The organism is Mycolicibacterium austroafricanum (assembly GCF_902705885.1).
Lineage (GTDB): Bacteria > Actinomycetota > Actinomycetes > Mycobacteriales > Mycobacteriaceae > Mycobacterium > Mycobacterium vanbaalenii_A.
The window spans coordinates 96,058-122,904 of the sequence record NZ_CACSIP010000007.1 but is presented as its reverse complement, the minus strand read 5'-3'; the positions used below and the strand labels follow the sequence as shown (position 1 = coordinate 122,904).

Annotated in this window: 23 protein-coding genes; 21 read left to right on the top strand and 2 right to left on the bottom strand. The window is 64.2% G+C overall.

Features of this window, described 5'->3' with window-relative positions; translation table 11 throughout:
- The first annotated feature begins 71 nt into the window (after positions 1–71).
- The 8 genes from BEMPMBAN_RS06695 (at position 72) to BEMPMBAN_RS06660 (ending at position 9,897) form a co-directional block, all read left to right on the top strand.
- Positions 72–1,043: a MinD/ParA family ATP-binding protein gene (locus BEMPMBAN_RS06695; RefSeq protein WP_083128818.1), complete on the top strand. Its 972-nt coding sequence runs from the start codon at positions 72–74 to the stop codon at positions 1,041–1,043.
- The gene (gene eccD / locus BEMPMBAN_RS06690) at positions 1,040–2,581 is read left to right on the top strand and encodes a type VII secretion integral membrane protein EccD (protein ID WP_083128813.1); all 1,542 of its coding nucleotides are present in this window, start codon (positions 1,040–1,042) and stop codon (positions 2,579–2,581) included. Before BEMPMBAN_RS06695 ends, eccD begins: the two co-directional genes overlap by 4 nt.
- On the top strand, positions 2,581–3,975 hold the full coding sequence (gene mycP / locus BEMPMBAN_RS06685) for a type VII secretion-associated serine protease mycosin (RefSeq protein WP_083128812.1): 1,395 nt from the start codon (positions 2,581–2,583) through the stop codon (positions 3,973–3,975). Before eccD ends, mycP begins: the two co-directional genes overlap by 1 nt.
- A gap of 13 nt (positions 3,976–3,988) precedes the next feature.
- On the top strand, positions 3,989–5,629 hold the full coding sequence (eccE, locus tag BEMPMBAN_RS06680; RefSeq protein ID WP_083128811.1) for a type VII secretion protein EccE: 1,641 nt from the start codon (positions 3,989–3,991) through the stop codon (positions 5,627–5,629).
- Complete coding sequence (locus BEMPMBAN_RS06675; RefSeq protein WP_083128810.1) at positions 5,626–7,407, top strand: AAA family ATPase; 1,782 nt, start codon at positions 5,626–5,628, stop codon at positions 7,405–7,407. Before eccE ends, BEMPMBAN_RS06675 begins: the two co-directional genes overlap by 4 nt.
- A 266-nt stretch (positions 7,408–7,673) precedes the next feature.
- On the top strand, positions 7,674–8,051 hold the full coding sequence (locus BEMPMBAN_RS06670; RefSeq protein WP_234897324.1) for a type IV secretion system protein VirD4: 378 nt from the start codon (positions 7,674–7,676) through the stop codon (positions 8,049–8,051).
- A 78-nt stretch (positions 8,052–8,129) separates the two neighbouring features.
- Positions 8,130–9,488 (top strand): type IV secretory system conjugative DNA transfer family protein, encoded by a 1,359-nt coding sequence (locus BEMPMBAN_RS06665; RefSeq protein ID WP_234897323.1) that lies wholly within the window; start codon positions 8,130–8,132, stop codon positions 9,486–9,488.
- Positions 9,478–9,897: a hypothetical protein gene (locus BEMPMBAN_RS06660; protein ID WP_112558123.1), complete on the top strand. Its 420-nt coding sequence runs from the start codon at positions 9,478–9,480 to the stop codon at positions 9,895–9,897. Before BEMPMBAN_RS06665 ends, BEMPMBAN_RS06660 begins: the two co-directional genes overlap by 11 nt.
- Positions 9,898–10,373: 476 nt before the next feature.
- On the opposite strand, the gene BEMPMBAN_RS06655 is transcribed toward BEMPMBAN_RS06660, so the two are convergent.
- Positions 10,374–11,189: a hypothetical protein gene (locus tag BEMPMBAN_RS06655; RefSeq protein ID WP_068920311.1), complete on the bottom strand. Its 816-nt coding sequence runs from the start codon at positions 11,187–11,189 to the stop codon at positions 10,374–10,376.
- Positions 11,190–11,227: 38 nt separating this feature from the next.
- Here BEMPMBAN_RS06655 and BEMPMBAN_RS06650 point away from each other — a divergent pair, with 38 nt between their 5' ends.
- From BEMPMBAN_RS06650 to BEMPMBAN_RS06595, 12 genes are all read left to right on the top strand, one after another.
- The gene (locus BEMPMBAN_RS06650; RefSeq protein ID WP_083128796.1) at positions 11,228–11,605 is read left to right on the top strand and encodes a hypothetical protein; all 378 of its coding nucleotides are present in this window, start codon (positions 11,228–11,230) and stop codon (positions 11,603–11,605) included.
- Positions 11,605–12,675: a hypothetical protein gene (locus BEMPMBAN_RS06645; RefSeq protein WP_083128794.1), complete on the top strand. Its 1,071-nt coding sequence runs from the start codon at positions 11,605–11,607 to the stop codon at positions 12,673–12,675. The genes BEMPMBAN_RS06650 and BEMPMBAN_RS06645 overlap by 1 nt, the downstream gene beginning before the upstream one ends.
- An 18-nt stretch (positions 12,676–12,693) precedes the next feature.
- Positions 12,694–13,641, top strand: coding sequence for a conjugal transfer protein (locus BEMPMBAN_RS06640; RefSeq protein ID WP_083128793.1), 948 nt, complete (start codon positions 12,694–12,696; stop codon positions 13,639–13,641).
- Between the two features lie 46 nt (positions 13,642–13,687).
- Complete coding sequence (locus BEMPMBAN_RS06635) at positions 13,688–13,960, top strand: hypothetical protein (RefSeq protein WP_046364557.1); 273 nt, start codon at positions 13,688–13,690, stop codon at positions 13,958–13,960.
- A gap of 503 nt (positions 13,961–14,463) precedes the next feature.
- Positions 14,464–16,863 carry an ATP-binding protein gene (locus BEMPMBAN_RS06630; RefSeq protein ID WP_234897322.1) on the top strand — a complete coding sequence of 800 codons (2,400 nt, stop codon included), beginning with the start codon at positions 14,464–14,466 and terminating at the stop codon, positions 16,861–16,863.
- Entirely contained in the window at positions 16,863–18,974 is a 2,112-nt protein-coding gene (locus tag BEMPMBAN_RS06625; RefSeq protein ID WP_159229581.1) for a hypothetical protein, read from the top strand. Before BEMPMBAN_RS06630 ends, BEMPMBAN_RS06625 begins: the two co-directional genes overlap by 1 nt.
- Positions 18,971–19,666 (top strand): hypothetical protein, encoded by a 696-nt coding sequence (locus BEMPMBAN_RS06620; RefSeq protein ID WP_083128785.1) that lies wholly within the window; start codon positions 18,971–18,973, stop codon positions 19,664–19,666. The genes BEMPMBAN_RS06625 and BEMPMBAN_RS06620 overlap by 4 nt, the downstream gene beginning before the upstream one ends.
- Before the next feature lie 389 nt (positions 19,667–20,055).
- Positions 20,056–20,481: an ASCH domain-containing protein gene (locus BEMPMBAN_RS06615; RefSeq protein WP_068920317.1), complete on the top strand. Its 426-nt coding sequence runs from the start codon at positions 20,056–20,058 to the stop codon at positions 20,479–20,481.
- Complete coding sequence (locus BEMPMBAN_RS06610) at positions 20,468–21,244, top strand: hypothetical protein (protein ID WP_112558125.1); 777 nt, start codon at positions 20,468–20,470, stop codon at positions 21,242–21,244. The genes BEMPMBAN_RS06615 and BEMPMBAN_RS06610 overlap by 14 nt, the downstream gene beginning before the upstream one ends.
- Positions 21,241–22,077, top strand: a complete 837-nt coding sequence (locus tag BEMPMBAN_RS06605) for a DNA adenine methylase (RefSeq protein ID WP_068920319.1) — start codon at positions 21,241–21,243, stop codon at positions 22,075–22,077. Before BEMPMBAN_RS06610 ends, BEMPMBAN_RS06605 begins: the two co-directional genes overlap by 4 nt.
- A gap of 346 nt (positions 22,078–22,423) precedes the next feature.
- Positions 22,424–22,687 (top strand): glutaredoxin domain-containing protein, encoded by a 264-nt coding sequence (locus tag BEMPMBAN_RS06600; protein WP_068920320.1) that lies wholly within the window; start codon positions 22,424–22,426, stop codon positions 22,685–22,687.
- Positions 22,688–23,060: 373 nt separating this feature from the next.
- The gene (locus BEMPMBAN_RS06595; protein WP_068920321.1) at positions 23,061–24,257 is read left to right on the top strand and encodes a DUF1173 family protein; all 1,197 of its coding nucleotides are present in this window, start codon (positions 23,061–23,063) and stop codon (positions 24,255–24,257) included.
- A 191-nt stretch (positions 24,258–24,448) separates the two neighbouring features.
- Here the strand turns inward: BEMPMBAN_RS06595 and BEMPMBAN_RS06590 are convergent, their stop codons facing one another.
- The gene (locus BEMPMBAN_RS06590) at positions 24,449–26,146 is read right to left on the bottom strand and encodes a hypothetical protein (RefSeq protein WP_068920322.1); all 1,698 of its coding nucleotides are present in this window, start codon (positions 26,144–26,146) and stop codon (positions 24,449–24,451) included.
- A gap of 253 nt (positions 26,147–26,399) precedes the next feature.
- Here BEMPMBAN_RS06590 and BEMPMBAN_RS06585 point away from each other — a divergent pair, with 253 nt between their 5' ends.
- Positions 26,400–26,771, top strand: a complete 372-nt coding sequence (locus tag BEMPMBAN_RS06585; protein WP_200845895.1) for a DUF2510 domain-containing protein — start codon at positions 26,400–26,402, stop codon at positions 26,769–26,771.
- The last annotated feature ends 76 nt before the right edge of the window (positions 26,772–26,847 follow it).

The following is a 26,847-nucleotide window of genomic DNA, read 5'->3' as shown; positions in this document are numbered from 1 at the left end:
CGCTGTCTCTACGANCGGCCNGCCCCGGACCGCTCGGTGTGCCCCCGCAGCGCCATGAGTCGGTGGGGGCGATGCAGTCGCAGGTCCGAGAGGCCGACTTTGTCACCCCGTACAAACAAGTTCCTGAGCGCGGGTGGCGGCGCAGGGTGTATCAGACGATGCGGATCAACTTGGGGCTCAGTCCCGCTGAGCGTGAGTGGAATGATCTGCGGCGCCGTCTAACGGTCAACCTGCGCGGCACTTACACGATCGCGGTGTTGCAGCAGAAGGGGGGAGTGTCTAAGACCACTACCACCGTCGGGATCGGTGCTGCGCTAGCGCGTTACCGCGACGACAAGGTGGTCGCCATTGACGCCAATCCAGCCAGCGGTAACCTCGCGAAACGAATCAATGAGCCCAGCACGGGAACGTGGCGCGGGCTGTTGATGGATCAGAATTTGCACTCGTACAGTGATTTTCGGCATTACCTGGGCAAGGATAGTTCCTCGGGTTTGGAGGTGCTTGCGGGTGACCCGGGGGACGAGGTGATCACCGGCACCGCGTTGGTGATGACATGGCAGCGTTTGTCTCGGCAGTACCCGATCGCGTTGCTCGACTGCGGAAATCAGATGCGCGACGACGTGATTGCCGCTGTGCTGTCGATGGCCGACGTTGTGGTGGTTCCCACGACGACGCGCTACGACGGAGCCGAGGCTGCCCGTGAGACGTTGGATTGGCTTATGCAGCATGGCTATCCGCACCTGGTGCGTTCGGCGGTGATGGTAGTCAGCAACGTCAACAAGGTCACTCCCACCAAAGCGGTACGCAATCTCCATGAGGGATTTGAGCGTGCTGTGCGGGCGGTCCATGACATTCCCTACGATCCGCATCTCAGCGATGCCACAGCAATCAACTTCGATCGGCTGGCGCCGCAGACCCAGCGGGCATTCATTGAAACAGCGGCCTCGATTGTGGACGGGTTCGCAGGTGCGGCGGACAAAGACCCGGGGTATCGGCCGCAGTGGCCGGCGTCGGGCGATGAGCGCGGGCAGGAGCGGCGATGACATCAACAGACGTTGCGGTGACCGAGAACTACCCCGTCGGTACGGTCGCTGCCGAGCGAGTGCGCTTGGCCGAGCAGGTTCGGGTGGCAGTCCTTTTTGAGGGTCGACAACACGATGTCACTCTGCCGGCGAGTTCGCCCGTGGCGGCCGTTGCTGATTCGTTGGTGCGTGTCTTGCTAACCCGCGAGGGCAGCGACGACGGCATGCGCAAGCCCGACGATGATCGCATGATCAGCCCGGGCGTGGTGCGGATGACGTTGATCAATGGGCAACCGCTGGATCGTACCCAGAGTCTCACGCAGCAGGGTGTGCGTGATGGCGAACTGTTGGTGCTCGACATCATCGATGCCGAAGTGGAGTTCACCCCGATCTTCGAGTCGCCCTCGTCAGCGGTGGCGGTGCTCAATCAGCAGCAGTATTCGGTGGTGACCGCAGAAACCGCACGCCGAGTGGCCGGGGTGGTCGTTGGTGCGGCGGTCGCGGCGGTGACCGCACTGTTGGGGTTGGCATGGTGGCGCAACCTGAACAGCGGCCAAGACTGGAATCTGATCCCCGGGGTCGCGGCAGCGGGTCTTGCAGTGGTGCTGTTGGTTGTCGGGTCATTGGTGTGGTGGCGGGCCAAAGACCTGGTGACCGCGACGGCGATGTGGCTCTCCGGTGTGCTGATCGCGTGCCCGGCAGCAGCAGTCATGGTGACTCCGGGCTATCCGGGGTCGTGGCACCTGATGTTGGCAGCGGCAGTCACAGCGGCGGTCGCGGCGGCGTTGTGGCGGTTGAGTCCGGCCCCACCGATCGTGGTGTCGGCCACGGTAATGGTCACCGCGACGGCAGCAATACTGGCGCTGATCTACGCGCTGACTGGGGCCTCCTTGCAGAACCTGTCGGTTGCGGTGTTGGCAGTCAACCTCTTTGTACTAACCGGTGCGCCTAAGCTGGCCGCACGGATGGCTGGTATCCCGATACCGCCGTTTCCGACCGTGACAGGCAAGGACACCTTTGCCGATGCCGATGCTATTGCCGCAGAGGCGTTGGTCGCTGCCGAACACCAAGGCACGCCGACCGTGGAGCAGCTTCGGCGCTCAGCAGAGGCCGCGAACGTCTATTTGACCGCACTGCTGGTAACGGTTGGTGTGTTCTTCATCGGGGGCTCGATCTGGGCGGTGATACCCGGGCAGGGGCGCTGGTGGCTGGCCACGGTGTATATCGGTGTGCTGGCTGCGATCCTGGTCATGCGGGGTCGCGCGTTCGCTAGCCGGGAGCAGTCCATCATCGTGGTGGCCACCGGGTTGCTGATGGTGCTCATCACGGCCGCCAACTATGCACTCACCGGCGAGGGCACGTTCGCTGCGTATATCGCGGCCGCGGTGGTGCTCAGCCTCGGCGCGGCCGGATTGATCGCCGCGGCGGTCGTGCCGGCCAAGGTGTTCTCACCGGTCTTCCGCAAGGTCATCGAATGGATCGAGTACCTGCTGATTGTGGCGATCCCGCCGCTGGCGATCTGGCTTCTGAACCTCATCTACCTGGCGAGGAACATGTGATGAGCGGCCAACGTGCGTCGGCCGTAGCTGCGGTGGTGATGTTGGCGGCAGCCTGGCCACTGGTCGGCGCCCCGTCGGCAACAGCCATCACACCGCCGGTTGTTGATCCGCTGGCGGTCCCGGACGGCACCCCGCGACCCGACGAGCCCATGCAGCACAAGTACGACTGCATCCCCACGGGGTTGATTGCGGGCACCGACCCGGCAGCGGTCCCCGGATCCCAAGCCTTCATGAATCTGCCCCGTCTCTGGGAATCGGCCGGGCGGGGAGCAGGAGTATCAGTGGCGCTCATCGACACGGGCGTCTGGCCCAACCCTCGGTTGCCCCGACTACGCGGCGGCGGCGACTTCATCATGGACGGGGGCGACGGTCTGCAGGACTGCGACGCTCACGGTACGACGGTCGCAGCGATCATCGCTTCAAGTCCTGCCGAAGGTGACGGATTAGTCGGCGTAGCACCGGAAGTCGAGCTCATATCGATCCGGCAGTCCTCGCAGATGTTCACGCCGGTAGCGCCGTCTGCGACCTCGGAGGAGGACCGTCGAGCAGGCACCGTCAGCAGCTTGGCGCGGGCCGTAGTCGCCGCGGCCAACACTGGAGCCCGCGTGATCAACATGTCGATCGTGGCGTGCATCCCGGTGCTCAAGCCCGTCGACCAGACGACCCTTGGTGCCGCGCTACGCTACGCCGCCGTAGAAAAGGATGCTGTGATAGTCGCCGCAGCAGGCAACACATCCACTCCGGGATGCGCACAGAACCCCAACATCGACGCCACCAGTGTCGAAGACCCACGCAACTGGAACTCAGTGGTGACGATCAGCACCCCGGCCTGGTTCTCCGACTACGTTCTGTCGGTGAGCGCCACCAACAACGAAGGCCAGCCCGCCGTAGATGACCAGGGCACCGACATCAGCGTGGGCGGACCCTGGGTCGGTGTCGGCGCACCAGGGCTGTTCGTGGAGGGCGTCAACCAAGAAGGAAACCTCATCAACGGGACCCACGACACGAAGACCAATTCCCTCAAACCCATGAGTGGCACCAGCTTTTCGGCGGCCTACGTCTCCGGACTGGCGGCCCTGATCCGAGCAAAGTACCCCGATCTGCCGGCCCATCAGGTGATCAACCGAATCAAGCAGACCGCGCATTCGCCGGCTGCTGTCGTGGACAACCGCCTGGGTTACGGTGCGATCGACCCGGTAGCTGCGCTGAACTATGACGTGCCGCCGATCCCTGCGCCCCGGGAAAACCTGTCGCGCCCTCTTGGTCCGCCACAGCCTGAACCCGAGCCGGACCGCCGCCCGATGGTGATGGCCTTGGTGGGTACCGCGACACTGACGGTGCTGCTGGGCGCAGCGCTGGCAGTCGGCGCCATGTCGAAATCGCGACGAGGCTGAAAGGGCCGATCCGATGGTGATGTTAGACGAGCATATTCCCGGCCCGAAAGCCGGCTTGAGCGAGCAGATCCGGCGGTGGCGCTTGGACTTTCGGCTCGCCCTGGTCGTTACTGCCGAGATAATCGCGCTGGCTGTTCTGGCCGCTATCACCCCAGTGCTGTGGTGGGTGGCGGTACTGATTGCGGTAGCAGCGCTGCTCGTGGTCACCCTCAGCTATAACGGTGCCACCGCGTGGGAATGGCTTGTCCGCGCGCTGCGCTACGCCTATTTTCGGCGCAACACCAGGGCTCACTTACGGCGAGCAGGGATTTCGCCCGCGTTCACCGTCGACATGCCGGGGGCCGGGGCGGTCGGCATGCGCTGGGACGGACAGTATGCGATCACCATGATTGCGTTGCACGGCAAGCCTTTTGCACCGACGGTGCTGGTGCCCGCGGGCGCTGAGACCACCAGCTTGGTTCCCGTTCAAGCCGTCATCGACCAGCTCCATCAGTTCGCCGGCCTGGAGCTGCATTCTGCCGACATCGTTTCAGCAGGTGCCCGGGTGGCTCTTGATGGGCGTTACACCCCAAAGTATGAGGAAATCATTGCCGACCGAGCAGCTGTCGGGGAACGGCGCACGTGGCTGGTGCTGCGACTGTGCCCACAAGCATGCCTGGCGGCAATGATGTATCGAGGTGATGCGGCGGCCGCAGCAGCGGCGGCCACCGAGCGGGTCCGCCAGTCGGTGTTGCGAGCGGGCTGCCGGGCAATCACCTGCACTGCCGATCAGGTGGACCAGTCCACTAAGGCGCTCCTGGCTGGCGCAGAGCTGGAGCGGATTCGCGAGGGCTGGGGCTATCTGGATACGGTGTCGCAGTACGTCACGACATATCGGATCGCGGGCAACGACCTCACTACGCGTGTGCTCAACGATGTGTGGACCGTGCGTTCCGATGCCACGGTCACCTCGATCCGCCTGACCGCCGATCGGGCCGGCGTCGTCGCTGCCGGGGCGGTGGTCCGTTTCCATACAGCTGCGCCGTTACCGCATCCGCCCCTGCTGACACTGCGGCCCATTATCGGGCAGTGCTTTGACTCTCTTCTCGCGAGTCTGCCGCTCGGTGATCGGGCATTGCGCCTGGAGATGTCGCCGCGGCGTCTGACCAATCCGGCCGAGCTGAAAGTGCCGGTGGGGCCCAGCGGTCCGATGCTCGGCATGACGGTCACAGGTGTTCCGTTCCTGATGCCACTGACTGACCCGTTGCGAGCCAGCACGATATCGGTCAGCGCGTCCTTGGACGCCGTGATTCCGTTGCTGTTGAGGGCCAGCGCCGCTGGATCGGTCATCCTGATTCACACCGAGCGCCCCCAGGTATGGCAGCCACTGCTCGACAACGCCCATCGCATCAGCCTCGCCAGTGATCGCGAGCCTGTGCGCCCTCCGAACGTCATCGTCGCTGACGGCATCGGGCACGGCCTCACAGCCGGCGAGCGTGGACACACCCTGATCACGCTCACCGACGTCGCCGAACCGAGTGCAGACGTGACGTTGGTGCAGCAGTCCGGCGATGAACTCGTACTCGGCACCCCGAGTGTGCAGGGAGTCCGACTCAGCATCATGCGTCCGCGCAATGAGGCACAGTTTCTGTCTCACTTGGTCGTGCGCACATGATCAGTCAGCGCTCTCTGGATGCCCTGCGCGCAGCGATGAAGGTCATGGGTTCGGCTCCTGAGCGAGCAGCGCAAGTCTTCGTTCTTGCTACCCAAGACGATCCCGAACTGGCGGATGGATGGTTGGGCCGTTACGCCACCGGAGAGCGCACATTGGCGGTGCTGTCCAAGCTTTCTGCGAATGCCGATCGGCTGGGTGAGGGGTTAAGCAGGCTCCAGCTGGGCCCGGCCAATATGGGCGCATTCTTCGAAATCGAGTACGCGCGCTTTCCGATCGCTGATCAGATCACCGCCCAGTTGGCCTACGCGGCCGCACTGATCGCCTCGAATGAGTTCCAACAGGCTAGCGCCATACTCGACCGGTTGCCGGCCGATAGTCCCGAAACCGGGTACGTGCGCGCATGTTTGGCGACCAAGACCCAGCGCTGGCCCGACGTGCTGACGGCAGTCGGTGTGTGCACCCAAAATCCTCGGGACACGTATCTGGCGCGGGCGGCGAGTCTGCTGGAGGCGTGGGCGGCGGCCAGCCTGGGGCTGATGCAACCTGCGCTGCAGGCTGCGCAACGCGTGATAGACGGCAAGCCAACTTCTACCGACGGGCTGGGCGCGCGAGGAGTGGGCATCAAGGATGTGCTCACGCGAGACGCACTGTTTTGTCGCGCCTTGGTGCTTCGCTATCAGGGCGAGGATGAGGAATCCGAGTCTGTGTTGACCGGAATACGCGTGCAATGGCCGGATTTCGAGCGCGCTCAAGTCGCTCTCAACGATCGCACGTTCGGCTTAGAGGTCACCGACCCGGAGACGATCGCCTCCCGTACCGACAAGTGGGACGCGGCGACTGGCACCAGCCGTGCTGCGCGCGACCAAGCCGACCGTGATGCCACGCGACAGGAAGTGCTCGCCCGCGCGGAGGAGCGGCTGGCGGCGTTCATCGGCCTGGAGGGGCCGAAGGAACAGATCGCCGTGTGGCGCACGGAGATAGAGATTGATCTTCTTCTTGCAGAGCAAGGGCAGGAGGTCGGCACCGCCAATGAGAACCACATGGTCTTTGAAGGTCCACCGGGCACAGCGAAAACAAGCTATGCGCGGATTGTCGCCGAAATCCTGTTCGGGCTGGGGAAAATCGATCGTCCTAAGCCACTGGAAGTGACCGAGGAAGACATCGTGGTCGGCTATGTCTCGCAGACCGCTGAGAAGATGCGCGACATTTGCGAAGAAGCGCTCGGCGGGGTTCTGTTCATCGATGAGGCCTACCGGCTCGCGCCTGAAACGGAGGGGCATTCTTTCGGCAAGGACGCCATCAACACGTTGCTCAAGTACATGGAGGACTACCGCGACCAGCTCGTGGTCATCGTGGCGGGGTACCCGGTCGAGATGCGCCGGTTCATGGCAACCAATCCCGGTCTCGCGGGCAGGTTCCACTTCACGTTGACGTTCGACAGCTACAACGCTGACGAGATCGTCGCTATTGGCCGGTCAATCGCGGATCAGGAAAAGATCACCGTTGCCGAGAGTGCGTGGGAGATACTGCGGCAAGAAACGGATCGTCTTCGCGCCATTCCCGCCAAGGAGGGCACAGCTCTCGACGCCGCGGGCAACGGTCGCTACGCCCGCAAGGTGGTCTTGGCATGCAAGCGGGAACGCGCCCGCAGGCTGCGCACGCTGGGCTCTGCGGGCTTGAGGGAGCTTGCCGCTGCGGACCTGTCCGCGTTCGATGTCACCGACGACGATATGGCCCGCGCGCTGGTGTCGGCGCTGTCGACCGCCGCCACGACGTGAGAGTGGACCGCACCGAGGACGGCTTGCGCGCGTAGTCCTGAACGCGTTGTTGCACACGATGATTGCCCAGTCCGCCGCGACACCGCAGCGGTCGTCGTGACCATGCTGGTGCGGACGTAGCGCCGCGTCTTGGCCGCACCTCCGTCGTCGGTGAGCGCACTCACCCACACGACCGTTTACGTGGTGCGTTCGCATTGACTACTTATGACTGAATATGTCACTGTGTAGTCATGTCGTGGGGTGAAGCGGTCGCGTCTCTGTCCAGCATGGATTCAGCACTTGACCTTGCGCACGGTCTGCTCAAACTCGGCAAAGACGGCTTAGGTAAGCAGTCGGGGGCAACCATTTGGGAGGTACGCGCGGTCCTCCCGCTGGCTGTGATTCTGTTCGCTGCGGGCCCGGTGGGCTGCGGCGAAGGTGAGCACTGGGTACGCGCTGCGGTGGACAACGCCGACCCGGAGGACACCGCGCAGCCTGGGTGGGCACGCGCCGCACTGCTGTGTGCCACCAGCGACCCGGTGATGGCACGTTCGATGGCTGGGCTGACTGCACTGGATCAGCGCCAGCGTGACTGCGTGGTGATGGCGCTACGCGCAGCGTTGGACGAGTCCCCCGACAGCCGGGCTAACACTGCCCGCGTCTAGGCGAAAGGACGAAACACTATGTACGTCAAACCATCAACGCCATATTGCGGCTTCGGACGCCGCGCAGGCGGCACAGAGATGTTCGTACCGAGCAGTGCCGCACACGTGTTGGTCTCCGCACCGACGGAAACCGGCAAAAGCCGGCGCCTGCTCGCGCCGGCGGCAACGCTGTGGGGTGGTCCGGCCGTGGTCGTCTCCTCCAAGGACGACCTCATGCAGTACGTCATGGAGCGCCGATGGGGACCCAAGGCACTATTGGACCTGCGCCCTCTCAGTTCGCCCGTCTATCCAGAAGGCGTAGTTCCCACGGTCTACGACCCGACAGTCAGCATCGACAGCCCCTACGAAGCCTTGACGGTGGCCGAAACGATCATGCAGATGTCGACGGTCGGGTTGGGGTCGGGGGCCGACCAGGTATCCGACGGCGGCGTGTGGGAGTCCCAGGCCGCTGGTCCGTTGGCGGCATTTCTGTTCGCGGCGTCCCCCGCAGGAAACTCCAAGGGCATGGCCTGGGTGCTCACCGCCGTCGACAACATCGACCCGGAGAACAGCACCCAGCCGGGATGGGTACAGGCCGCCGCACTCTGCCACGAGTACCCGACGCTGGCTATGGGCATGGCCCGGATCATGGAAATGGACCCGCGCCAACGTGACTCGGTCGCCATCACGATGCGCAAGGCGATCACGCCGTGGCTGCGAACCTCGCTACTCGATCGCGAAGGGTTTGAGCCGTTCACCCCGGACTTTCTCGATGATCCCCTGGCAACCTTGTTCATTCTGGCGCCGGCCGACGGCACTGTGGCCGGTTCGGCGGTAACCCTGCTGGATTCGTTGGTGCGACGATGGCGCGAGAAGACCTCCGCTAGGGAGACCATGCATCGGCTGCTGATGGTCATTGACGAACTTCCCAATACCGCTCCGATTCCCAACCTACGTCGCATCGTCGGCGAGGGCCGTGGACTGGGCATCAACCTGATGGTTGCCGTCCAGGCCTCCTCGCAGCTCGACACCGTGTACGGAGCGGTGTACGCCAATGAGTTGCGCGACATCTTTCCATGTTCGGTCATCATGTTTGGTGCCCGAGAGGAAGAACTCCTCACTGCCGCGGAGCACTGGTCTGGGCTGACCAACCGGCGACCGCAGGGATTCGGGCAAAACGATGGCAGTAAGAACCTCAACAACGACCTCGGTGCCACGTTGCGCTGGCAAGAACTCCTTCCGCCGACACGGGAGCACGCCCGGCTGCTGATTCGTGGTGGTGTAGGCACGTGCGTGGAAATACCGGACTGGTCGGTCTTCCTGCACCTCTACGATCAGACCACTCAAGCGATTCTGGCCAGAGCCCAGGGCGGCGGGACTGATCCTGGGACCGTCGAGCCGGGCAGGCTTCGCCGTATGGTGCGGCGCGCGTGGTTGGATCGCGACAATGCCGCGTGACCCTGAGTTGGCGCGTCGGATCAACCTGCTGTTCGACGTCATGCACAGGCGAGGAGAGACGCCGCTGAGCACAGCGGCTGCCGCGGCCGCCATGACCGCGCACGCTGGCGCCGGGGTCACCATGGCGGCATTGGAGGAATTGCGACTCGGCAATAGTGCTGCCGCTAGCCGTGCGGAACTGGACGTGATTGCCGAGTTCTTCGGGGTGCCAGTCTGTTACCTCACCAACACGAGGGTTCGGACCGGAATCGACGCTCAGCTTCACCTCGTGAAGGTCATGCGTGATGCTGGGGACTTAAGACCCGTGCATGGGTCGACCCTCCCCGCTTTGGCTGACACCGAGGGCGACCGCCCCGCGTACATCGGTGAGCTACTGGACCGCAGTTCCGGATCACTTGCACATGAGTAGGTCGAATCACTCTCCCTGGCAATCGAGTCAAAGCGACGCTTGCGCAACATGTGGCGAGGTCATCCCCGAAGGGGAAGCCGAGTTCGGCAGCCGTATCGGTGTTCCCCACCACGCCACCTGCTTGTCGATGCCTGAGACGTTGAAAGCGAAGATCTCCCGGTGTCCCGTCTGCGGTCACATGGAGGGGCGTCACCTTGAGGTGACGGATTTCGATGAATCGAGCGGAAAGCTACGTGCGAGGCCATCCCGATGCACCTGCGGATGTGACTACTACCTGAAGCCGCGCGGGGTCGGCTGAGATGAATCTAGGTGGTGTAGAAAAATGGTGATAGGCGATATGCCTGCAGAGCCGCGCACCGGCCATATGGGGTGTTCTGATCCGCAACCCTTTGAGCCGACGCCAACCAGCGTCGGTTCAGAGGGTTGTTCCCTAAGGGCATCCGGGGCCGCCGCGGTAAGCCGTTACAGATAACGGATCAGTAGCTCGATCCGATAGTGCTGCTGGGTGTGAATGCCTGTTCCGCAACAGTTCCGATTCCTACCCCTACGGCTGCGAGGGTCCAGAGGATTCCTGCTGCGTTGAGGATGAGGCCGATAGCGATGAGTTTGGCCGAACGCGGCATCGGGCGCACCGCGCCCGCACCTAGCGGTGTGAGGTCGATGGGGTCGGCTGGTTCGATGGTGCGGAACGGCGAGGGTGCGGTCATGTCGTCGGGCAGCAGTGGCAGGGAGAGGGTCACAGTCGGTGCCGTGGGGGACAGTGGCCACCAGTCGGTTGATCCGTCGATTGCCAGCCAGCCGTTGAGGATTCCGTAGATTCCTGCGGTCAGGGATGCTGCTGGAAGTTGCGCGAGCAGCCATGGCGCGAGGACGGTGCTTGTCAGCGTGTCCGTGGGCCGGTACAGCAGAAGCAACAGCGCCCCCAATGCAGCTGCCGCCCAGAGGAATGCAGGGATGGGGAAGGAGCGTAGCCGGTCGGGGATCAGTGCTTCGCTGCGGTGATAGATCAGCTTGCCCAGCGGCCATCCAATGGGGGCCAGCACGGCCGCCGCGACGACGATGCCGACCTCCAGTACACCTTCGATCGTCTTGACGCCTCGGGTGAGCAGTGGGTGACTGGGATGGTCGTTGTAGGGGCTGGGCCTGGCGCCGGCGACGTCGCGGGCACGTCGGCGAATTCCTCGATTGAGCAGCTCAGCGCGGCGTATCTGCATGGAGAAGATGCCCGCGTGCTCAGCGATCCACTCGCGGCGTAGTTCGTCGTATCGGTCAACACTCGATGTGAATACCATGTGTTTACGTGTTGCCTTCTATTGCGTAATCTGTCAGCATGATGGGCATGACGGACAGCGTAGCGATGGGCGGTGCGATGGTCTACCCCATCGCGGCGTTTCTGGTCGCAATCGTTGCGATTGGCGTCCTGGCCTCGCTTTTTGTGGTGTTGGTGGTGGTTTTGGTGCGCCGGGTTTGGCGCCGCAGCAACCGGGCCGGTGCGACGCCATGGACTGACTCATCGGTAAACACCGTCGCTGGTGGTTACTCACCGGTGGGGGGATCTGCCTTGTGGCCAGCGGCCCTGGTCTACCAGATTCCAGAGCCCGAACCGGCCCGCCGACCCGGGAAGCGATTCAGCCGTGGAGGCCAGCGCCGTCAGATCAGTTCGCGCAGCGCATCGACCTTGCAACATGGCACCGGACGGAGACGGTAGTGACGCTCACCAATGACCAGTGGTCCAACGATCTGGCCGCTGAGGACGACGATGGGTTCGGTTTCCCCGAGGCTCCGGCGTTCGAGCTTCCCGCAGAGGCTGAGGTCGGTGGCACCGACGTGGATGAGCCCGAACTCGACTGCGATGCGGTCGGCGAGCGGGGATTTGGTGATTGCCGCGACCCAGAGGATGAGCACGGCGGCCCCGAAGACGACGTGGCCGATGACGACTACGACGACTATCCGGTCGACGGGCAAGCCCTTACCGGACCTGTTGGTGATGGTCAGCCCGGGCCGGCGCAACCGCGGCGGGCCCGCAGGTTTGATGGCAAGGTCGCTATGGGGTTCGGTGCTGTCGGACTGGTGGCCGTGTTGGTGGCGATCGTCGGGGCAGTCGTTGTGTACGGCTCGGATGAGCCCAAGCCCACAGGTGCCCCGAACGGAGCCGACGCCGTGGCGCTACCGCCGTCGCGTTCGGCCGCGCCTGCCCCGGCGCATGCTCCCGTCCTGGACCGTCCGATCTCTTTCACCGCCGATGCCCTGGGCTCGTGCGCGGAGGGCTCGACCTCGGCGCAAACCATGGCCGGCACCGATCCTCACGCGGCGTTCCTGTGTGTGCGTGGCGGCGGCGACGGACAGGTCATCGACATCGAATTGCCGGGCACTCACCTGATCACTGCGATCGTGGGCGAGTTTGGCTGGGTGGGAACTGATGCCAGCGGGTCGAAGCCGTGGTCGCAGTACCGGGTGGTCACGACCGTGCAGTACACGTTCAACGACACCGAGGCGACTCTGGTGACCCAGGACACCAAGAATGTCCACGGTGAGGCGACGCAGCCGATCAAGCGGGTGCTGGCATCCAAGATCCGCATGCTGATCCGGGAGACGTCCCGGCCGCCGGCCCAGCCCGAAGGCGGTGCCAGCGCAGCACCGACGAAACCGAACGGTCCGCTGGGACTGGAGCTTCCGCAACTGCCGGGAGTGCTGGGCGGGGGGCAACAGAACAGCGATCCGGTTGACGCGGCTTTCGCTATCAAAAGTTTGAAGATCATCGGCCATAAGCCGGTATAGCGGCGAGGAACATGACCCATGGCAATGAGCCGCATTTGGCAGCAACGGATCAGCCGCACCCAGGGTGCGCTGACGAAATTTGGAAAGCCCGCAGTCCTGCTTCTAGCCGCCCTTGCGGGCGTGAACGTGTTGTGGCAGTTCTTATTTGCCACAGACCCCGACCTCACTGAGCCGTCACGGGCGGTGGTCAATCGGTCCGCGGTGGTCGGTGCGTTCGCCCAGGATTTCGTCGCGGTCTGGCTTGAGGCAAACACTCAGGACGCCGCTAGCCTGAGCCAGTTCATCAGCGTCGATCCAGCTTCCCTGACGCTGCCCTCAACCCCGGCCGTGGTCATCAACACTCCCACGATCGTGGCCGTGTCGCTGGAGGGCGTTGCAGGCCAGGAAGCCGACGCCGAAGTCTATTCCGTGGTTGTTGGTGTGACCCAGCGGCCATACGAATCAGCCGCCCCGCACCGCGCGCTGTACCGGGTTCCGGTGCTGTGGTCGCGGTTCGGCCCGCGTGCTGCAAGTTTCCCGGCCCGCATCGGTGGCCCGGGCGCGGGCGCAGACCTGCCGCTGAGCTACCCGAGCACGTTGAGCGAGGCCGATCCCGCCTACGGCACCGCCACGGGTTTCCTGAAGGCGTACCTGACGCCTGCCGGGGGCGTGGAGCAGTACGTGACCACTGATTCGATGATCGCCGGATTGGGCAACGCGTACGAAAGCCTTGTCATACAAGGGGTAACTGCACTCGGAGCTCCCTCGTCCGTGCCCGCGGATGGCGAGTTGGCCCGTGTTTTGGTCCGCGTGACCGCAGTGAATTCGCAATTCGCTCCCTCGCCGTTGGTCTACCCCTTGACGCTTCGCGGAGTGGGTGGGCGCTGGCTCGTGGCAGCGATCGATAAAGCACCAGCGGTATCCACCGACGACAGCCTCGTCCCGGCGGCGGTGTCCACCGACTGGAGTTCTGCAACACCGAACTGACCGGCACGCCCAACCGGCGGCCGTGCCACAAGGAAAGGGAACCACAATGACTGAAACGACCTTGGCCGCAGGGGATCTACTTACCGCCATCCCGTCACTATGGGAATCGGCACAGATACCACTGGCGATTATCGCCATCTTCGTTGGCGGCGTCGCCGGCGCATTCGCGCTGGTGCGCGGGTTCGGCGCCGCCATGGGCAAGGTGCTCGGCGGGGTCGCCGTCGCGGCCATCATCCTCGGCGCGGTCGGGTTGGCGGTCTCACTGAAAACCACCGTGGACAAGCACGGTGGGGGCATCACCACCGGACAGTTCGGTTAGACCGCCTGCCAGGCGTCGAGAGCGTCTGGTGCAGCAGATGGTGTTGACGAGACGTAGTTGGAGGTTATGTAGTGGGTGAGAACACCTTTCGTGGTCAGACGGCCCGGGTATACGCCGATGTGCGTGACTTTCCCATCTATGTCTCCCACATCGATGACAACACCCGGTTGTGGTTCGCGCCGTGGCGAATCTGGGACGGCGCAACCTTCCTGATCGGTATCACGACGACAGTCTGGGCAACCCGCAAGTGGCTTGACTCCGGGCATGCCATCGCCATCGCACTGTTCGGCATCGCACTGACAGCGGCACTGACGGTCGCCGCTCGCCAAATCCCAGTTTCTCGACCCAGCCCGCTCTACCGGATCGGCTGGCTGCTCGGCGGACTGTTGCACACCCAGCGCAAGGCCGGGGTCAACGGTGAGGGCGAGTCCGCTCTGTCGCCACCCAAAGAGGTGATCGGGAATCTGAGCTTCACCTCCGGTGGTGTCTACGCAGAGTTCATCGTGGACGGTCAACCCGGCGGAATGATGCCCTACGCACTCAAGGACGCGATTGCGATGCGTCACCGACCCTTGGTGCGCCAACTCCCCTCTGGGTTGCTGTTGTGGGGCTGCTGCGTGCGCCTTGACCACCGGCGGCTGCTGCGGTGGATGCTCTCGGGCTACGCGAACGAGCCCGCGTGGGTGCAGGAAGTCCGCGACTGGGAAGACTTCTTGACCATCGAGCCGTTCTACGAGCAGGTATTCGGCATACGCGTGCCGGTGGACTCCGGTCAGGCCGGCCGGACCGGAGTGGGTGGATTGGCCAAGGCGGCCACCGTGGTCGCCGGCCGCGACCCCGACGACCCGAGATCCCTTGCCGGGTACCAGGAAATGTCGGCCTCGATACTGTCGAAGATCCCCGCGGAGTTCAACGCGCGACCGGCCACCCCGCGCCAGATCCACTGGTGGTATCGGCGGCGGCTGGCCATCGGTGCCGTCAACGACCCCTTTCCGCACGGCGAAGGCGGTCCTGACCGGCTCACCGAAGCCGACTTTGCGGCCGTGGTGCCTGCGGACTTCGACTGTGGTGATCAGCAGGCCCGCAAGAAGGATCGCCGCTGGTGGCGCCGTGTTGTGCCATCGCTGGCAGCAGTGCTGGTGATCCGCGGTGCCCGGCGCCCGGACAGCTTTCAAAGCATGCTGGCCGTAGCGCAGATTCCGCGCGGCGGGTTGGCCTATCCACGTGCGGAATACCTGCTAGCGGTCTATGACGTGGACACACCTGCCGACATCGACTGGATTCAGCACATTTCTACCCGCCCGGCCGAGCAGGCGCTCACACGGATCGATCGCGCTCAGCGCAACCTCGATGATCAGGCGTTCCAGCGGGCCGGCAGACGGTCCAGCGACAGTGATCTCATCGAGCGCTACTCATCGGCCGAGGAGTACAACGCCAAGCTGCGGGCCTCGAAGTTGGAGCGGGAAGTGGAGTCCACGACGGTGGTCGCCGTCGGAGCCCGCTCACGGGCCGAACTCGACGCGGCCTGCCAGCTGCTGCAAACCCACTTCGCAGAAGACCTCGACATGACGTTGAGTCGACGTCGCGGGAGCGCCCAAATAGGGCTGTGGCAAACCGGGCTGGCAGGCAGTGAAGAACGCAGCCCGCGCAGCCAGTTCAGCCAGCCGGGGACCACTACGGACTGGGCCCGTTTCTCTCCGCTGGTGTCCAGCAAGCTCGGTCACGACACCGGGATTCTGTTCGCCCGCAATCTGTCCACCCGCCGACCAACCCCTGTCCTGATCGAGCCCGAAGGCGCGAGCAGGCGGCGTCAGGTGCCTGGGATGCTGTTCTACGGTCCACCGGGAGGGGGCAAGTCTCAAGGCGCTAAGCGAGTGACGCTCGGTTTGCTTGCCCGGGGCAATCAGTGCAGCATCCTTGACCCTGGTTCCAATCCTGAGTGGGTGCGTGCGCTGGCGCATCTGGGGGATCGGGTGGCGGTGCTTGATCCCACACGCGGTCAAGTCTCGGTCGACGGGTTGCGCATCTTTCGCCGTGAAGTCGCCGTCGAACGCACTCTTGATCACCTGCTGCCCATGATGGGTGTCGAGCCCGATGCCGAGATCGCCCGACAGCTCCGCTTTCTGTTGCGCCCCGATCAGCGGGTCGCCGAAAGCATGGGCGCCCTGGTTCGCTACCTCAACAGTTTGCAGGCAAGCGCCTACAAGGAGTATGCGGAATTGGCGGCGCGCCTGGATATGTGGGCCAATATCGACTATCTGCGGGCGATGTTCGATGAGTCGCTGCCGATACCGCCGATCGCTGAGAAGGACGCGGTGATCTGGCTGACCGGTGACCTGGAGTTGCCGACGACCTCCCAGACCGAGGATCTCCACCTCTACAAGCGCCAAACAGCGCGTGCGCGAGCCGGGTTGGCCATCTACGGGATGATCGCAGCGGTCACGCGGGAAAGCTACACCGGGCCCAATCGTCGGCCTGGCAAGTTCGGTTGGTTCGTTGCCGAGGAAGCCCGGGCGTACTTCGCCTCTCCCGTTGGCCGCGAAGATGCCACCGAGTTGATTACCCAAGGCCGCAAGCAGCGATACGGGCTGATCGGCATCGCACAGCATGTCGAGTATTTCGACGGGATTCCCACCAAGGATTTGCCGACGCGAGTCATTACACCGTTTAAGGCCTCCGCGCGAGAAGAAGCGACCGAAGAGTTCAAGCGCATCGGGATTGACCCCGATGAGTATCCTGAGGTGCTCAACCTGCGCACCGCCGAGGGGCACGGCTACGCGTACATGATTGACGACACGGGCAGCACCGGCCTGATCGACATTCTGCAACCAGTACAGCCCGAGCTGCAGCAAGCCTTTGATACCCGCGGCCTTGAGGACGAGGCGCTGGAGCTGACGCGGTGATGGCCGCCTACAGCGCCTGGCTATATGAGCACCCACGTATCCGGCGGGCGTGGCTGATCGCTCAACTCCTGTGGGCGGGTTGGATGATGGCCCTGCTGACCGCCCCACACGCGGTGGCGGCCGGGTTCGCCGGGGCACTCAACTGGCCCAGCCCGATCGTGGACACCTACGACCAACCGGTGGGCACCTACTTCATCAGCACGGTGTCGATGCTCGACGCCATCCGCACCCAGGGCAGCGACGTCAGCATTATCGATCCGGGTTCCTGGATTCCCGCGTTGACCGACCGCTTCGAAATCGCCATGACCTACAGCCAATTGGCCGTCATCCTCGGATGGTTCTGCGGGTTCTTGGTGATGGTGGGTGCGGTCGGAATCTGGTTCATCAAGATTGCGCTGGGCTCGGCCTGGTTGGGCTGGCTGGCCGCACTGGCCGCGCCCGTGCTGGTCGCGATCAACAATCTGCTCGGTGAGTTTCAGATCATTCCACTGGCACTGATCATCTGTGTCTTCATCGGCGGAATCATCGCATTGACCAAAGGCTTTGGGCGCGGCGCCGGCGTGATGTGCAGCGGGTTCCTGGTGATCTTGCTGATCGGGTTCTTCCTCAACGACCCGGTGAAGGAACTCGGAGGCGACGGCCTGCTCGCTGCCGGCCGGGCCATCGGATTCGAGCTGTCGTTGGGAATCGCCAACAACGGCAGCTTCGACCCATCCGGTAACGCCGACGGTCAGATCGAAGTGCTCTCGCAGTGGATGGCCACCACCCTGATCCGCCACCCCATTCAGATCGCCAACTTCGGCAGCGTGATCGACAACATCGACGGATGCGCACAAGCCTGGAACGCCGCGCTCAACGCCTCTACGGTCCTGACACCCGCAACCCAGGCGCTCGCACCGGCAGGAAGCCACGACGGGCCGGTAGAAGCGATGCGGGCCTGCGGCGCGGGCGATGCCTATGCCCACGCTCACTTTCTCAGCGGCGAGACGATCGGGCTGATGTTCTTCATCAACTGCGTCGTGCTGGTCGTGCTGATGCTGCTGTGCTACATCGGCTGTGAAGTCATTCGCATCGGGTTCAAAGCGTTCTGGAACGTGCTGGTGCTGGTGCCGGCCGCCGCGGTAGCCGTCGCGCCAGGACCTCAGCGTGAGTTCGCCAAACGCACCGCCATCAAGTTGATCGTTCACGCCCTGGAAATGCTGTTCGCTACAGCGGCTTTCGGCATTGTCCTGGTGCTGATGTCCCGAGTATCGACCGGGCAACTTGACGGTTTCGAGGTTCAGCACCCGATTGCGATCCTGCTGCTCATGCTGCTGTTCTCCGGTGGAGCGGTGTTCGGGTTCAGGGCGCTGATGCGAGGCTTCGGTGATCGAGGCCTGCCGGGGCCGATGTCGGTGCTGCGCAAGACCGCTGCCATCGGAGCCGGTCCAATGAGCTTCTACCCGGCGATGCGCGACATGGGCCGCTCAATGCGCCGCGACATCAACGCCGACGGTGTGGGTATGCCAAGTTCAGGCAAACCCGGCGATGAGGGCACCCGAGCCCCCGCAGCCAAGGGCCGCAAGGCACATCCCAATCCCGGTGGCATCCCCTCCGATAGCGGGTCATCTCCGAGCGCAACGCCGCCGTCTACAACCACACCCGCTACTGGCGCACACGCGGGCGGGTCTGCCGCTGCCGGGACCGCGGCGCGCGGGGCAGCCGCCCGTGGTGCAGCGGGCGGGGCGGCGGCCAGCGGAGGCGCAGCAGGCGGGGCCGCTGCGGGCGGCGGTGGCGCGGCGGCCGCCGCTGCGGCCGGGCCGGCCGCCCCTGTGGTCGCTGGAGCCGTGGTCGCGTCAAAGGTGATCGAACGGCAGCAAGCCAACAAGCGCCGCGACACCGGGCCCGCTGCGAGCAGCACCACGAAGGCAAGCACGGATGCACCCGCCGCGCCGGGGCGCACCAGTGCCGCCCCGAGCACCCGGCCCCAAACACCGCCCAGTGGGCGCACCGATGAGCAACCGACACAGCAGCGTCCATCGGCTCAACAATCTCCGGCGTCGAGCACGAGCACCCCGAACGAGTCTCCCGGGCGCAAGCCACAGCCCCCGCAGGACGGCAGGACATCATGACCGCTACCGGCATATATCTGGACGCAGAACTGAACACCACCGGACGCGCTTATTGGGCCATGTCACGGATGGTCAATCACGGGTGGTCGGTCCTGAGCTTCGGACTCGACTGCGGCGGGTGGCTGCGGCTTCGCACCCCGGCGGGGGTGGAGTTGCCCGTAGCCGCCGATCCGATTGACCACACACCGTCATCCCAGCAGCGGATACAGGGCCAGCCCAGTGTGCCGCTGCTGCCGCTGCACGCCTGCCGACTGCTCCACCAATGCGCCCACGAGCGAGCAGTCGCGCACCGTGGCGACGACGCCGCCCGCACGATCGCAGCGATGCTGCGCCTGGGAATGCCGGCCGGGCGGGCGCATTCCGACGATGCGCGGTGCCCGTGGTATCTGCCTCATCACGGTGCCGCGCAACCGCCGGAATCGGTGCGCCGGGCTTACTGGGCGGCGACCACACTCACCGATGACTACGGATGGCGTATCACGGGTGTCGACGCGCGAGGGTTCACCGCGGTCGGTCCCTACGACGAGGAGGAAGTTCGGTACCGGAGTGCGACGGCGGCTGACTGCACCACCTCAGGTCGGCTCACGCGGCTGCTCGCTGCGGTCGCCACAGACGGCTGCACCGCCGACCTGGAACGTTTGATTCTTGAGCACCAGCACGTCCGCCGCAACATGGCGGTGGCCCGATCATGACCAGCCGCACTCTTCCCAGCGACCTTGCCCGCCTCCGCGGCAACGGTCTGGCTCGAGGGCACGCACGTGTCGCAGACTTCCGTGCTGGCGGTCCAGACATGTGCGGTGCTCCACACCGGCTCGGTGCTGATGGTGTGCCTCCAGTGCCATGCGCCAGTGCCTCCGAGGCTCATCGCCTGGCCGCACTAGTCGAGTATGCGGTACGTCTAGCGGGCAGCCTCGATGAACTCGCGCGGGCCCGTCAGGCTCTCGCCGCCGTGGACTGTGCTTGCGCACCTGAGGATTTCGGATGCGTGCGGCGGGTGCTCCACGACGTTTTGCACACGCCGGACCCGAGCGCAGAGACCGGGTTGGCGATGGGGTTGACTGTGCGACGGCCGTGGGCATCGATGCTGCTGGTGTCGAGTCAGATCGGCGGGAAGAACGTCGAGAACCGGACAGATTCCACCGACTATCGCGGTCCTGTACTGATCTACGGTGGTACCCGTATCGACCAGGCCGGTATCGAGCTCGGTGCACAGCTGGGCATGCGAGAGATGAACTTTCATTGCGACCAGCAGGGCTGGCTCGGCGCAACCGTACTTGTGGACGTGCATCGGGCCCAAGGGTGCTGCGCCCCGTGGGGTACGACTCCGTTTAACCCTGGCCAGCCCAAGTATCACTGGGTGTTCGAGGCACCCGCGCGGCTGGCTGCCCGTCCATGGCACGACAACGCCAAAGGCTTTGACGGCCTGCGGCCAGTGTCGTGGTCGGCGCTGGTCAGCCGTAAGGCGGCACGCTACGCCCGGCAAGGAGTGACCGGTGCATCCAGGTGAGGGTGATGATCAGGGCTGCTGGCAGCAGTGGCGCACCGACCGCGACCGCGAGGAACAACGTCGGATAGCCCAGCAACGGCGTGACCGCAAGGTCCGCAACAAGCTCAGTCGTGTTGTGGCGGTCCTTGACGAACTGCTCAGTCCGGGTCAGCAGCAGCCACGTTGCCTCGGTGACGTCGCGGACTTCTATCAGGTGAGCCAGTACCGGCTTTCGACTGTGCTCGAAAAGCACCGCGAAGAGTTCAGTCAGGATGGTTGGCGACCACACAACCGCGACCACGACGGGCAGGACCTGTGGACTGATCGCGCCGTGGTCCGGGCCGGGTTGTTGCTGGAGAAGTCCGCTGTGGCAGCCCATCTGCGCCATTTGCTCGGGGTGGGCGACATTCCGCTGGTGTACTCCCAGGGCGAGGCTCGCTTGGCTGAATGCCGGCAGCTCTACAACAAGGCTCTGACGGTCGTTGCCGACATCCATGGCGAGTCCAGCCCAGATGAGCTATGGCGGGCCATGCAGGGTGCCGATAGGTACGACCTGATGGCGATGGTGATGACCTTGGCTGCGCTCACTCCCTACGACCGTCCCAGCTTGGGACAGTGGCTACGCGAAATCAGCGGGCTCACCACGAAAGACGGGAGTATCGCACGGGGGCTAGCGCTGCTGATTCCTCAGCGCCAGGCGGTCGATGTACGAAAGCTCAAGGAGCCTGGCTCTGCACGCTCGAACAGATTGCGCGCAGACGGTGAAGGGGCGGTGTGCCAATGAGTTCCGCTGCGCATCTTCGCTCACCGTTGGTAGAACGGGGCCCTCGCTCGGAACAGACCGGTCGGCAGATCGCCAGCCTGTTGCCCCCGCACACACACTATGTACAACCGCTGTCGGGGACGCTGGAGGTTCTGCTTCACAAACCGTGCAGTGCGCTGGAGACGGTCAACGATGTGGATCGCGAGCTGGTCACGTTCTGGAAGGTCTTGCGTGATCGGCCGGCTGAGCTGGCCCGGGCGTGTGCGTTGACTCCACACTCGCGGGTGGAATTCTCATCCGCCATTAGCGGTTCCCGCATCCCCGGTGAGGCCAACGAAGTGGAGATTGCCCGGCGAGTATGGCTGCGCCTCAATCACAGTCAGTCCGGTCCAGCACGGATGCGTCCTCAGTGGCAGAACGCTGCAACCCACCGCAAGATGGCGTCAGCGCTGGATATTGCCATCGATCAGATGACCGAGACCGCCGCCCGGATCAAGCGGGTGAGTCTGGAATCGGCCGCTCCTGTGAAGTTGATCGCCGCGGTGGCACGCCAGCTTGGGGTGTGTATCTATCTCGATCTACGACCGGATGTGTTCGGTGCCCAGGGCGCCAGTCTGGTCCATGGTGCTCGCGTGGAGCCGGTGCAGGTTCTGCGGGCAGTGTCCACGGCTAAAGCTGCCGTGGTGATCCGTGCGGAGCGCAGCGCGATCACAGACAGTCCAGTACGGAGCTGGACGTGCACGTCGGTGGGGGAGCAGCGGGACGGTTCAGCGGTGCACCTGTGGTCGAACCGCGTGCTCTCGATGCAGGAGCACCTGTTCGACCTTGGTGACTATGGTCTGGGGGCGACGTGACCACGGCGGATACTCTCGCGGTCCGCGAGCAACTGGTCGCGGTTCTGCGAGCCGCCGACAGGCCAATGACGAGCGCTGAGCTGGCTGGCGTCCTGCCGTGGCAGACCCACCGTTTGGATGTGGGCTGCGAGCTGGTGTGCCAGGCACCGAGGCGGCCGGCGGTCATGCGGGTGATCGAGTGTCATCGAACCTGGCATTTGGTGAGTCGTCCGCGGTCCTCGCAGGACTCACGAACGGGTATCTACCGGCACCTCAGGGCCCTCGCCCGCGAAGGGATCATACGGGCAATCCCGTTGGGGCCGCGCAAAGTTCAGTGGACATATGTAGGAGATTCGAGGAGTGCACCATGAGGAACATCACCGTGTACAGCAAGCCTGGTTGCGTGCAGTGCCGCGCCACCGCCCGAGGATTCGCCAAAGCCGGTGTCGCCATCGACATCATCGACGTCAGCACCGACCCCACCGCCGCCGCCATGCTCACCGACTGGGGCTACCTCAGCGTGCCCGTCATCGTCACCCCCGACGGCCAACACTGGGCAGGACACCGCCCCGACCGCATCACCGCCGCCGCCCGCGCGGCGGCTCAGACACACGCACAGCTATCTGTGTAGGGCAGACAAACCCAACGGAATCGAGAACCGATATGGCAACCAACGACTCACGGCCGCTATATGTGTCCGAGCCGTCCAGGGGACGGGCCTGGGCTGTGAAGCAGTCTGTGGCTCGCGCGATCAGAGCGGTTCCCGCGCCGTCCTCACTGGGGTGCCCCTGCGAACTCTGTTCCTGCTGGTGGTGGACCGCTGAGCGCCTGGGCCGACACCAGCTCATCATGACCCACAACGAGAACAATTACCGACATGCCCTCGCACTAGCCGCTACGTTGCTCACCGACCCAATCGTGACAGTGTCCAGCAGGGAGGACCTGGCCGAGCTGGTGTCCCCGCGGCCCCTCCACGCACAACTCCAGATCGTCGCATTCCGGTGATGACGATGCAGACCCCGTTTGAGGTCAACGGAAACGTGGTCGACGACGTACACACCCTGGAGGCGCAACAGATACTCGGTGAAGCAAAGACTGCGAGGCTGCGTCCGCTGTGTTTGTGCCAGTCTCCAGGGGTGCAGATGTACATCGCTGCCGCTGGGCACGATCTCATCGTGAAACGGATGCCTGGCACGGCGGCCGCACATGACCATCGGTGTCGCTCGTGGCTGCCTCCCGATGAGCTCTCGGGGTATGGGGCTGTTGCTGAGCGGTCTATCGTTGACAACCCTGTGGACGGCACAACGGCTTTGCGGCTTGGGTTTTCGCTGTCGAAGTCGGGGAACCGGGCAGCCCCTGAACCATCGGATTCCCCGTCGAGCACAGTGCAGTCTGACGGCAACAAGTTAACGTTGCGTGCCGTCCTGCACTACCTGTGGGACGAGGCCGAGCTGACCACATGGCATCCCGGTTTCGCCGGGCGGCGCCCCTGGGCCGTCGTGCACCGGAGACTGAGGTCTGCCGCAGACGGCAAACTCGTCCGCAAGAACCCGCTGGCCGCGTCGTTGTTTGTGCCAGAGCCTTTCTCAGCCGACCGCAAGACCGAGATCGAGCAGCGCCGGATCAAAGCCTGGGCCCCAGCTCGCCGGCAACCCGGCAAGACCACCAAATTCCTGATCGGGGTGGGCGATATCAAGGCAATCGAGCCGGCCAGCCATGGATTCAAAATGCAGGTGCGCCACCAGCCGGGGCACCCCTGGTTCCTCGATGAAGACCTCTACCGCAAGCTCACCAAGCGGTTCGCGACCGAACTCGAACTCTGGCAGATGGCTGACCCTGGCGAGGTGCGATTGGTGGCCGTCGCCACCTTCTCGGTCTCGCGGGCCGGCTATGCGAACGTCGAACAACTGTCTCTGATGACGACCGACCACAACTGGCTACCATTCACCAGCGACGCCGATCGCACCCTGATCGCCACCGCAATCGAAGAGGAGCGCTGCTTCCGGAAAGTGCTGTCCTACAACGGGAGCGCGACGGCTCTGGCCTCTCTTGTTTTTACCGACACCACTCCAGCGATAGCCGCTTTCATCGACCGCCCTGCCGGCGAGACCGACGACGATAGCTCGATAGCTGGACTGCCAGTATGGAACTGGCGCACCGACGAGGATATGCCGGATCTACCGTCGCCACTGTCTTGGTGACACCATAACCAGTCGGAGGCACACGTTGGCATCCGCCCTTGCATCCGCCGTTTGCCTACTTCGGCGGCAAACAGAAGATCGCCGGCAGCCTCGCCGCGATGGCGGCCGGACCATACCCACTACGTCGAACCGTATGCAGGCGGGGCTGGGCAGCGTTCGCTACACCGATGGAACGCTGGTCATCGGTGTCGTCATTGCGCGAGTACGAGGTGGCCATAGCCGTCCGATGATGTGATGGCGTCATACGCATCATTTCGATGGGGTAGTTTTCGTACCTTTTGGCGTACTGCGTGGTCGAGGAACACTTCGTGGCCGGCGCTTCCGCGGCTATAAATGGTGGTCGCTGGTTGGGGAGCCCCTCTGAGCATTCGTTCTTCGTAAAGACCGCCGCGCCGTAGGAGCAGGACGTGGAAATTGTCCTCGCGCATTGCCTTCTCAAGGAGGTCGGTGATGACGATACGTTGGGGGCCCAGCATATTGGCGATGAGAACCGTTGTGCTGTCGGCGGCGTGGGCCTCCTCCGGGATCTCGTTCAAGGCATGGGCTATCTCGTGGCCGCCGGACAGGCCGTCCCCGCCCACGAATTGATCCCAGGTGTAGCTGCGCAAAAGGTTGCCTCCGCGCGGCCAGCGCGGAGAAGGCTTAGGGCCGATGTAGAGAAAGCGCACGCCCTGCGCCGACGGGCTTACGGCCAGCGACGCAGACCGCAGCACGACGTCGATGAAGGCCCTTTCAAACATCGGGTCGTCGGTGTAGACGTCGGTCAATTCACCTGGCGTAAGGGTGAGTGCGTAGACGGGGTGCGAGTGCAGGCGCGGCTGGTCGATCACGCCAATGGGGAGCCTAGGAGCGCTGCCGTCGTTGGCTTGATCGCTGTCGCCAACGATGGAGTCGAGTGGCGGGGACGTGGGTAACGGCGACCATTGCAGTTCCGGTGCTGCCGTGGGTACGGCTGGGGTGAGCGTGAGGTTCTCGGAGGTGGGGGTCCTGAACGGGCTGAGGTCCCCGCCGCGTTTGAGTAATGCTGCCTGGCCGGGCTTTAGTCGGTAGGCGATGTCGCTATACACAACATCGCGCGATTGTGCGGGGGTTTCCATCGGGAGCGCAACGCGCTGCGAGATCCCCGCAGCCGGCAGGACGCCTCGTGGTGATGCGGTGGCGGCGAACAGCCACACGCTGATACCGAGTTTCTCGCCGCTGCGGCTGATCTCGGACACCATTTTGTTGAGAATGCCCGGGTCTACCTGGTCGGCGTCATCGACCACGATGACGAGGTTCGCCGGTGAATCTGAGTCCAGTCGGCGGTGCTCGTCAATGGTGTTGACGGAGCTTTCAGCCAATAGGGCTGTCCGGCGGTCGATTTCACCGTCGACCTGATCGCCCAGGCGGCAGAAGTGTGTGCGGGCGTTGGCCACGTCGAGTATCACGGACAGGATGGTGGGTGCTCGATCGGGCGTGCTAGGGCGGGGTAGCTGGAGGGCGTGCTCGTTGGCGATCACGAACTGGAGATTCAGGTCGGCCGACATCTCCCCGACCCGGGCAAGCAGCACGCTCATGAAGTCGGAGGCACCGCGGCCAACGACCATGAGGTTCTGGCGCGGGTCAATGTAGGCAGCCTGGCCGGTCACGGTGTGTCCGAGCAACAATCCCCCTGGGGGCGGCTCGGAGAGCGTCGTGTCCCCCTCGCCCGGGACTTCGTCCAAGGCAAGTTCGGGTGCGCCGTCGAGGGCGTCGAGGCGGTTGAGGTCGTGGATGCCGACGAGGGCGGCAACGAGCTGCTGATCCTTGACGATGACGATGCGCCGACCTTCGGCGGCGAGTGCTGTGTACCGGCCGGTGTTCCGATTGAAGTCGGTCGCGGAGACCAGATCGTTGGTGTCAATCAGCATGCCCGCACTGTACCAGCGCCTTTACCTTTACGTAGGATTCTATGCAGACGGCGAGTGTTGTGGACGAGCTTGGGTAAGCCTCTCTGGGCCCGGTTGCTGGTTGTCGATGAGCCACCGTGAACTGTCGGATGCCTTGCGCTGGGTGCGCCGCGCCGCCACCGTGGTGCAGGTGCTGCGCTCAATGTCGTACCCATGGGAGACGATTGTCCCCATGGATACTGGCCACCCCAGCGACCGTTGCACCATTCGGATAGTGGGTCTCAGCGACGGTACGCCGACCGATTTCGATGGGCAGTACGTCGTGGAGTACGACCCAAGTCGGGTCGGGACTCAGCCGGTCACAGGTGAACCAATGCCGGTGTTCCACCTGGTGACGACGCCAGATATCGCACGGGCTACGCGGTTCGACCCGTCCGAGGTGGTGGCGCTCTACCGCGCAGTCGACAGGCGCAACCCCACTCGGGCAGATGGCGAACCTAATCGTCCGCTCACCGCGTTCACCGTAGAGACCGAGCTGGCTACGGATGTTCTTCCCCCAGCGGGGTGGTACGTCGACCCCGGCGATCCGCGCTACTGGCGCTGGTGGGACGGCACGAACTGGACCGTCCACACCGGGGCTCGATAGCCCTCACCCACCTATAGATCGCGAGCATCCCACTGCGCGACGGCTGCGCATGTAGGTTTCGTGGGCGAATTTCGCC

Excerpts from the sequence above, each read along its gene's own strand:
- BEMPMBAN_RS06695 (WP_083128818.1), top strand. The coding sequence starts at position 72 with ATGCAGTCGCAGGTCCGAGAGGCCGACTTTGTCACCCCGTACAAACAA.
- eccD (WP_083128813.1), top strand. The coding sequence starts at position 1,040 with ATGACATCAACAGACGTTGCGGTGACCGAGAACTACCCCGTCGGTACG.
- mycP (WP_083128812.1), top strand. The coding sequence starts at position 2,581 with ATGAGCGGCCAACGTGCGTCGGCCGTAGCTGCGGTGGTGATGTTGGCG.
- eccE (WP_083128811.1), top strand. The coding sequence starts at position 3,989 with ATGGTGATGTTAGACGAGCATATTCCCGGCCCGAAAGCCGGCTTGAGC.
- BEMPMBAN_RS06675 (WP_083128810.1), top strand. The coding sequence starts at position 5,626 with ATGATCAGTCAGCGCTCTCTGGATGCCCTGCGCGCAGCGATGAAGGTC.
- BEMPMBAN_RS06670 (WP_234897324.1), top strand. The coding sequence starts at position 7,674 with ATGGATTCAGCACTTGACCTTGCGCACGGTCTGCTCAAACTCGGCAAA.
- BEMPMBAN_RS06665 (WP_234897323.1), top strand. The coding sequence starts at position 8,130 with ATGTTCGTACCGAGCAGTGCCGCACACGTGTTGGTCTCCGCACCGACG.
- BEMPMBAN_RS06660 (WP_112558123.1), top strand. The coding sequence starts at position 9,478 with ATGCCGCGTGACCCTGAGTTGGCGCGTCGGATCAACCTGCTGTTCGAC.
- BEMPMBAN_RS06655 (WP_068920311.1), bottom strand. The coding sequence starts at position 11,189 with ATGGTATTCACATCGAGTGTTGACCGATACGACGAACTACGCCGCGAG.
- BEMPMBAN_RS06650 (WP_083128796.1), top strand. The coding sequence starts at position 11,228 with ATGATGGGCATGACGGACAGCGTAGCGATGGGCGGTGCGATGGTCTAC.
- BEMPMBAN_RS06640 (WP_083128793.1), top strand. The coding sequence starts at position 12,694 with ATGGCAATGAGCCGCATTTGGCAGCAACGGATCAGCCGCACCCAGGGT.
- BEMPMBAN_RS06635 (WP_046364557.1), top strand. The coding sequence starts at position 13,688 with ATGACTGAAACGACCTTGGCCGCAGGGGATCTACTTACCGCCATCCCG.
- BEMPMBAN_RS06625 (WP_159229581.1), top strand. The coding sequence starts at position 16,863 with ATGGCCGCCTACAGCGCCTGGCTATATGAGCACCCACGTATCCGGCGG.
- BEMPMBAN_RS06620 (WP_083128785.1), top strand. The coding sequence starts at position 18,971 with ATGACCGCTACCGGCATATATCTGGACGCAGAACTGAACACCACCGGA.
- BEMPMBAN_RS06615 (WP_068920317.1), top strand. The coding sequence starts at position 20,056 with ATGCTGCTGGTGTCGAGTCAGATCGGCGGGAAGAACGTCGAGAACCGG.
- BEMPMBAN_RS06605 (WP_068920319.1), top strand. The coding sequence starts at position 21,241 with ATGAGTTCCGCTGCGCATCTTCGCTCACCGTTGGTAGAACGGGGCCCT.
- BEMPMBAN_RS06600 (WP_068920320.1), top strand. The coding sequence starts at position 22,424 with ATGAGGAACATCACCGTGTACAGCAAGCCTGGTTGCGTGCAGTGCCGC.
- BEMPMBAN_RS06595 (WP_068920321.1), top strand. The coding sequence starts at position 23,061 with ATGACGATGCAGACCCCGTTTGAGGTCAACGGAAACGTGGTCGACGAC.
- BEMPMBAN_RS06590 (WP_068920322.1), bottom strand. The coding sequence starts at position 26,146 with ATGCTGATTGACACCAACGATCTGGTCTCCGCGACCGACTTCAATCGG.